Source organism: Deinococcus misasensis DSM 22328 (assembly GCF_000745915.1).
Classification (GTDB): Bacteria; Deinococcota; Deinococci; order Deinococcales; family Deinococcaceae; genus Deinococcus_C; species Deinococcus_C misasensis.
Window position 1 is genome coordinate 74,168 of sequence record NZ_JQKG01000018.1, and the last position, 6,236, is coordinate 80,403.

The window sequence follows — 6,236 nt, forward strand, 5'->3', positions numbered from 1 at the left end:
TCAGTCGATCACTTTGCCGCTCTTCGTGGCCACGCGGACTTTTTTACCGTCCACGACTTGCTTACGAGTGCGGGTGGGCTTGCCGGTCTCGGGGTCAACGATGCGAACTTTGGAAGCGTGCAGTGCAGCTTCGCGCTCTTCGATGCCACCTTGGGGGTTGTTGGCGTTGGCTTTGACGTGCTTTTTCACCACGTTGACGCCTTCCACAACCACTTTGTTTTCGCTGGGCAGGGCCAGGAGAACCTTACCGGTTTTTCCTTTGTCTTTACCGCTGGCGACGTAAACGAGGTCGCCTTTCTTCACGTGCAGACCCATTAGAGCACCTCCGGAGCCAGGGAGATGATCTTCATGAACTTGCGGTCACGCAGTTCGCGAGCCACAGGCCCGAAAACGCGGGTACCACGGGGTTCACCCTGGTTGTTGATGATCACGGCAGCGTTCTTGTCAAAGCGAATGACGCTTCCGTCGGGACGCTGGATGGCTTTGGTGGTGCGAACCACAACAGCCTTGACCACGTCACCGGCTTTCACGTTGCCCTTGGGGGAGGACTCTTTGACGCTGGCAATGATGATGTCGCCCACAGCAGCGTAGCGTTTGTTACCGCCACCACCGGTGGTCAGGCCCTTGGCGCCGATGCCGTTGTTCAGAACACGGATGCACATGATTTCACGGGCACCGCTGTTGTCTGCGACGTCGAGTCGCGTTTGAGGCATGATCATGCTTCACCTCTGGCGCGTTCAACCAGTTTGGTCACTTTCCAGGTTTTGGTCTTGGAAATGGGACGGACGTTGATGATCTCAACGATGTCACCGGTGTGGTATTCGTTTGTCTCATCGTGGGCAGCGTACTTCTTGGAACGGGTCACGACTTTACCGTAAAGGGGGTGTTTGAACCTGCGTTCAACCTTCACGGTGACCGTCTTGTCCGCTTTGTCGCTGACAACGATACCTTGGAGCACTTTCTTGGGCATCCCTAATCTCCCTTACTTGCCTTTGCTTTCCGTGCTAACGGTCAGCAGTTGGGCGACTTCGCGCTTGAGTTCGCGAATGCGAGCAGGGTTGGCGAGTTGACCGACAGAGTTCTGGAAACGCAGTTCCATCAACTCTTTTTTGCGGTTTTCGACTTCCTGCACGATTTCAGCGGGCTTCAGTTGGCGAATTTCACTGAGCTTCATCGTAAACCTCGCGTTTGACCATCTTGGTCTTGATGGGCAGTTTGTGTCCAGCCAGACGGAAGGCTTCACGGGCCTGCTCTTCGGTCACGTTGGCGACTTCGAACATCACGCGGCCAGGCTTCACGACAGCCACCCAGTATTCTACCGCACCTTTACCTTTACCCATTCGGGTTTCGGCAGGCTTTTTGGTGATGGGCTTGTCCGGGAAAATGCGGATGTAGATTTTACCACCACGGCGGAAGTAACGGCTCATCACGATACGGCAGGCTTCAATCTGGTTGGATTTGATCCATGCAGGCTCTTGAGCCACCAGACCGAAATCACCGAAGGCCACATACTCGCCGCCCTTGGTTGCACCGGTCATGCGTCCGCGGAACATTTTGCGGTACTTGGTACGCTTGGGAAGAAGCATTACTCGCCTCCTTCTTTACGACGGCGGGCAGTGGGACGGCGACGTTGTGCGCGATCTTCGTTGCCACGCTGGGGTTTGGGTTGGGGTGCAGGACGCACTTCACCACGGTTGCCAATCACTTCACCGTTGAACACCAGGACTTTGACGCCGATGATGCCGTAGGTGGTTTTGGCCAGAGCGGTTCCGTAGTCGATGTCGGCGCGGAGGGTGTGGAGGGGCACGCGGCCTTCCAGCACTTTCTCGACGCGGGCCTGTTCAGCACCACCGAGACGACCACCGAGGATCACTTTCACACCACGGGCGCCAGATTCCATCACGCGCTGGGCAGCTTGCTTCATGGCGCGACGGAAGGCAAAACGACGCTCGATTTGTTCAGCGATGCGCAGGGCCACGAGGGGAGCGGACAGGTTGGGGTTGCCCACTTCTGCCACATTCACGGCCACGGTGCCGGCGGAAACCAGACGCTCGATGTCCTGACGGAGGGCTTTGATGGCTTCGCCACCTTTGCCGATCACGACGCCGGGTTTGGCAGCACTGATGGTCACGCTGACTTGCTGACCGGCGCGCTCGATTTCAACACGGGCCACACCAGCGTTGGCCAGCTTCTTGGTGACCAGAGCACGGATCACTTCGTCTTCCTTCAGAAGCTTTTTGTAATCCTTTTTGGAAGCGTACCAGCGGCTGTTCCAGTCTTTGGTGATGCCCAGACGCAGCCCGTTGGGGTTGATTTTGTTACCCATTGCGTTCCTCCAGAATGATGGTGATGTGGCTGGTGCGCTTCTTAAGAATGTCACCACGACCACGAGCACGGGGGAGGATGCGCTTGAGGGTGGGTCCTTCGTTGACGAAGGTTTGGGCAACGTAGAGACGGTCTTCGATCAGGTCGAAGTTGTTCACTGCGTTGGCTTTGGCGCTTTTCAGCACTTTGAGCACGGGATCGGACGCACCGCGCGGAATGAAGCGCAGCAGGTCTTCAGCTTCGCTCACGGACTTGCCGCGAATGGCATCAACGACAAGGCGCACTTTGCGCGGAGCGATGCGAATGTATCTGGCAATGGCTTTGCTTTGCATGGCTCCTCCTTACTTCTTCTTGCTGGATTTCGAGTTCTTGTCGTCGCCGTGACCGCGGTAGTTGCGGGTGGGGGCGAACTCGCCGAGTTTGTGACCAATCATTTGCTCGTTCACGTAGACGGGGATGTGTTGCTTGCCGTTGTACACAGCAAGGGTGTGTCCGATCATCTCAGGAACGATGGTGGAGCGGCGGCTCCAGGTTTTGATCACTTGTTTTCTGTTGCTGTTGTTGAGGGCGTCCACTTTGTCCAGCAGGTGGCCATCAACGAACGGTCCTTTTTTCAGGCTACGAGGCATGCAGGCTCCTTATTACTTCCGGCGAGCGACGATGAAGCGGCTGCTGTTCTTGCGACGCTTGCGGGTCTTGAGACCTTTGGCAGGCTGTCCCCAGGGGGAGACGGGCGTGCGGCCAACACCAGTGCGACCTTCACCACCACCGTGGGGGTGATCCACAGGGTTCATGGAAGATCCACGCTGATAGGGCTTGCGTCCGAGCCAGCGGGTGCGTCCAGCTTTACCGATCACGATGTTCTTGTGCTCTGCATTGCCGATGCTGCCAACGGTGGCGTAGCACTCGGTGTGCACACGGCGGAGTTCGCCGCTGGGCAGTCGAAGGATCGCGTAGTCGCCTTCTTTACCTTGGATCTGGATGCTCGTACCGGCGCTGCGGGCCAGCTGACCACCACGACCGGGCACCAGTTCCACGTTGTGGACCACGGCACCGACGGGCATGAAGCGCAGGGGCAGGGCATTGCCGACTTTGGGTTCTGCCTCGGGGCCGCTCACCACAGTGGTGCCCACGGTCAAACCTTCAGGAGCCAGGATGTAGCGCTTTTCGCCGTCAAGGTAGTGCAGGAGGGCGATGCGTGCGCTGCGGTTGGGATCGTACTCCACGCTGGCGACTTTGGCGGGAACCCCGGCCTTGTCACGGCGTTTGAAGTCGATGATGCGGTACAGGCGCTTGTGGCCACCGCCGCGGAAACGGCTGGTGATGCGACCACGGTTGTTGCGTCCACCGGACTTGTGAATGGAGGTGGTCAGGCTCTTCTCAGGGCGCTTTTTGGTCAGGCCCGAGAAATCAGCCGTGGTCAGGAAGCGCCTGGAGGGAGTGTATGGACGGTACGTCTTAACTGCCATGCTAGCGCTCCTTAAACCAGGTTCTCGAGGGCTTCGATTTTCTGACCCTCTTTGAGTTTGACAATTGCTTTCTTGCGGTCAATGCGCTTGCCAGTGAAACGGCCAGCACGCTTGACTTTACCTTCCAGGTTCTGGGTGTTGACGCTGTCCACCTGGACGCCAAAGACTGCTTCAACGGCAGCTTTGATTTCCACTTTGGTAACGCGGGGATCAACCCAGAAGCTGTAAACGCCGTTCTCGATACCAGCGAAAGCTTTTTCGCTCACAACAGGAGCTTTGATGGTGTCAAAGTGGCTCATTCTTCACCGTCCTTCGCGGGTTCGAGCACCACAGCGTCGATGACCAGGTTGTCATGGCGCAGGATGTCGTAAACGTTCAGGCCTTCCACAGCCACAGCAGTGACGTTGCGGAGGTTGCGGGCGGCGAGGCGGGCGTTCACGTCGTCAGTCACCAGGAAGATGCTGCCTTCGATGCCGTTCTCTTTGACCCAGGCCACGAACTGCTTGGTCTTGCCTTCCACGCCGAATCCGTCCACTGCGAACAGTTTGCCGGTGGTGGCGCGGTCGCCGAGGGCCATGGCCAGACCGAGTTGGCGCACTTTGCGGGGCAGGGTGTACTCATAGCTGCGGGGTTTGGGACCGAAGGCCACACCACCGCCCACAAAAGTGGGAACGCTGCGATCGCCGTGACGGGCGTTACCGGTGCCCTTCTGGCTGTACATTTTCTTGCCCACGCGGCTCACTTGAGCGCGGGTTTTGGTGCTGGCGGTGCCACGGCGGCGCTTGGCGAGTTGCCAGGTCACCACGTCGTGCAGGATGCCGACTTTGGCTTCGGGGAACTCCACTTCCAGAGCGCGGCCCCCGTTTTTGCCGATCACTTTGATCTGGCTCATTACTTGCCTCCCTTGGCGGCAGCTTTGAGGATGACCAGACCACCGTTGGGACCGGGGATGCCACCTTTAACGAGAATCAGGTTCTCATCAGGACGAACTTCGATGATCTCGAGGTTCTGAACGGTGATGCGCTCCACGCCCCAGTGACCAGCCATGCGCTTGCCTTTGTAAACGCGACCGGGGGTTTTGCGTTGACCGATGGAACCAGGACGACGGTGCCATTTTTTGGAACCGTGGCTGGCAGGACCGCCTTTGAAGCCCCAGCGACGCATGACACCCTGGGTACCACGACCTTTGGAGGTGCCGGTCACATCAACGATTTCGCCTTGCTCGAACAGGTCAGCCTTGAGGACATCGCCGTCGAAGTTGAAATCGCGGAATTCGCGGAGGTAACGAACTGCGCTGGCACCGTTCTTTTTCAGGTGGCCCAGAGCGGGTTTGTTGAGGCGGCTTTCTTTCTGCTCGCCGTAACCGACTTGAATGGCGTTGTAGCCATCGGTGGCAGCAGTTTTGCGTTGCACGATCTGGCAGGGGCCAGCCAGCACAACGGTGACGGGAACGACCTTGTCGCCTTTCCAGACTTGGGTCATCCCGACTTTGGTGCCGAGAATGCCTTTGGTCATTGTGCACCACCCACGGTTTTGATCTCGATGTCCACACCGGTGGGGAGATCAAGGGTCATCAGGCTGTCGATGGTTTTCTTGGTGGGGGACTCAATGTCCACCAGACGGTTGTGGGTGCGGATTTCAAAGTGCTCGCGGCTGTCCTTGTCGATGAAGGGGCTGCGCATCACAGTGAAACGGCGGATGCGGGTGGGGAGGGGAATGGGTCCGCTCACCTTGGCACCCGTGCGGCGCACGGTGTCCACAATTTTGGCAGCACTCTGATCCAGGGTTCTGTGATCAAAGCCACGCAGTTTGATGCGAATCTTGGGAGCCACCATTATTCAAGCACCTTGGAAACCACGCCGGCGCCGACGGTACGGCCACCTTCGCGGATGGCGAAACGCAGACCTTCTTCCATGGCGATCGGTTTGATCAGGTCCACGGTCAGCTCGATGTTGTCACCAGGCATCACCATTTCCACACCCTCGGGCAAGGAAATCACGCCGGTCACGTCGGTGGTGCGGAAGTAGAACTGGGGACGGTAACCACCGAAGAAAGCGCTGTGACGGCCACCTTCCTCTTTGGACAGGATGTACACGCTGCCCAGGAACTTGGTGTGGGGCTTGATGGAGCCGGGCTTGGCCAGCACTTGACCACGCTCGATGTCATCACGGGCCACACCACGCAGCAGCACGCCAACGTTGTCGCCTGCGATGCCCTGATCGAGCAGCTTGCGGTGCATTTCCACGCCGGTGACGGTGGTTTTCTTGGTGTCACGCAGACCCACGATTTCCACTTCGTCGCCCACTTTGCAGATTCCGCGCTCCACACGGCCGGTGGCCACAGTGCCACGACCAGTGATGGTGAACACGTCTTCCACGGGCATCAGGAAGGGTTTGTCCACGGCACGCTCGGGGGTGGGGATGTAGCTGTCGACGGCGTCGA

Annotated in this window: 14 protein-coding genes; all 14 read right to left on the reverse strand. The window is 58.3% G+C overall.

Annotation, left to right across the window (positions count from 1 at the left end; all coding sequences use genetic code 11):
- Positions 1-315: a 50S ribosomal protein L24 gene (rplX, locus tag Q371_RS13370; protein WP_034341393.1), complete on the reverse strand. Its 315-nt coding sequence runs from the start codon at positions 313-315 to the stop codon at positions 1-3.
- On the reverse strand, positions 315-719 hold the full coding sequence (gene rplN, locus Q371_RS13375) for a 50S ribosomal protein L14 (RefSeq protein WP_034341394.1): 405 nt from the start codon (positions 717-719) through the stop codon (positions 315-317). Before rplN ends, rplX begins: the two co-directional genes overlap by 1 nt.
- Positions 716-970: a 30S ribosomal protein S17 gene (gene rpsQ, locus Q371_RS13380; protein WP_034341395.1), complete on the reverse strand. Its 255-nt coding sequence runs from the start codon at positions 968-970 to the stop codon at positions 716-718. The genes rplN and rpsQ overlap by 4 nt, the downstream gene beginning before the upstream one ends.
- 12 nt (positions 971-982) lie before the next feature.
- Complete coding sequence (gene rpmC, locus Q371_RS13385; RefSeq protein ID WP_034341396.1) at positions 983-1,174, reverse strand: 50S ribosomal protein L29; 192 nt, start codon at positions 1,172-1,174, stop codon at positions 983-985.
- Positions 1,161-1,586 (reverse strand): 50S ribosomal protein L16, encoded by a 426-nt coding sequence (gene rplP, locus Q371_RS13390; RefSeq protein WP_034341398.1) that lies wholly within the window; start codon positions 1,584-1,586, stop codon positions 1,161-1,163. Before rplP ends, rpmC begins: the two co-directional genes overlap by 14 nt.
- Entirely contained in the window at positions 1,586-2,326 is a 741-nt protein-coding gene (gene rpsC, locus Q371_RS13395) for a 30S ribosomal protein S3 (RefSeq protein ID WP_034341400.1), read from the reverse strand. The genes rplP and rpsC overlap by 1 nt, the downstream gene beginning before the upstream one ends.
- The gene (gene rplV, locus Q371_RS13400; RefSeq protein WP_034341402.1) at positions 2,319-2,657 is read right to left on the reverse strand and encodes a 50S ribosomal protein L22; all 339 of its coding nucleotides are present in this window, start codon (positions 2,655-2,657) and stop codon (positions 2,319-2,321) included. The genes rpsC and rplV overlap by 8 nt, the downstream gene beginning before the upstream one ends.
- A gap of 9 nt (positions 2,658-2,666) precedes the next feature.
- Positions 2,667-2,954: a 30S ribosomal protein S19 gene (rpsS, locus tag Q371_RS13405; RefSeq protein WP_034341404.1), complete on the reverse strand. Its 288-nt coding sequence runs from the start codon at positions 2,952-2,954 to the stop codon at positions 2,667-2,669.
- Positions 2,955-2,966: 12 nt separating this feature from the next.
- Positions 2,967-3,794, reverse strand: a complete 828-nt coding sequence (gene rplB, locus Q371_RS13410) for a 50S ribosomal protein L2 (RefSeq protein WP_034341406.1) — start codon at positions 3,792-3,794, stop codon at positions 2,967-2,969.
- An 11-nt stretch (positions 3,795-3,805) separates the two neighbouring features.
- On the reverse strand, positions 3,806-4,093 hold the full coding sequence (locus Q371_RS13415) for a 50S ribosomal protein L23 (RefSeq protein ID WP_034341408.1): 288 nt from the start codon (positions 4,091-4,093) through the stop codon (positions 3,806-3,808).
- Positions 4,090-4,686, reverse strand: coding sequence for a 50S ribosomal protein L4 (gene rplD / locus Q371_RS13420; protein WP_034341410.1), 597 nt, complete (start codon positions 4,684-4,686; stop codon positions 4,090-4,092). Before rplD ends, Q371_RS13415 begins: the two co-directional genes overlap by 4 nt.
- On the reverse strand, positions 4,686-5,309 hold the full coding sequence (gene rplC / locus Q371_RS13425) for a 50S ribosomal protein L3 (RefSeq protein WP_034341412.1): 624 nt from the start codon (positions 5,307-5,309) through the stop codon (positions 4,686-4,688). The genes rplD and rplC overlap by 1 nt, the downstream gene beginning before the upstream one ends.
- Positions 5,306-5,629, reverse strand: a complete 324-nt coding sequence (rpsJ, locus tag Q371_RS13430) for a 30S ribosomal protein S10 (RefSeq protein WP_034341414.1) — start codon at positions 5,627-5,629, stop codon at positions 5,306-5,308. Before rpsJ ends, rplC begins: the two co-directional genes overlap by 4 nt.
- Positions 5,629-6,236: EF-Tu C-terminal domain-related protein (locus Q371_RS13435; protein ID WP_034341417.1), on the reverse strand; the 608-nt coding region annotated here is incomplete at its 5' end. The genes Q371_RS13435 and rpsJ, both read right to left, overlap by 1 nt.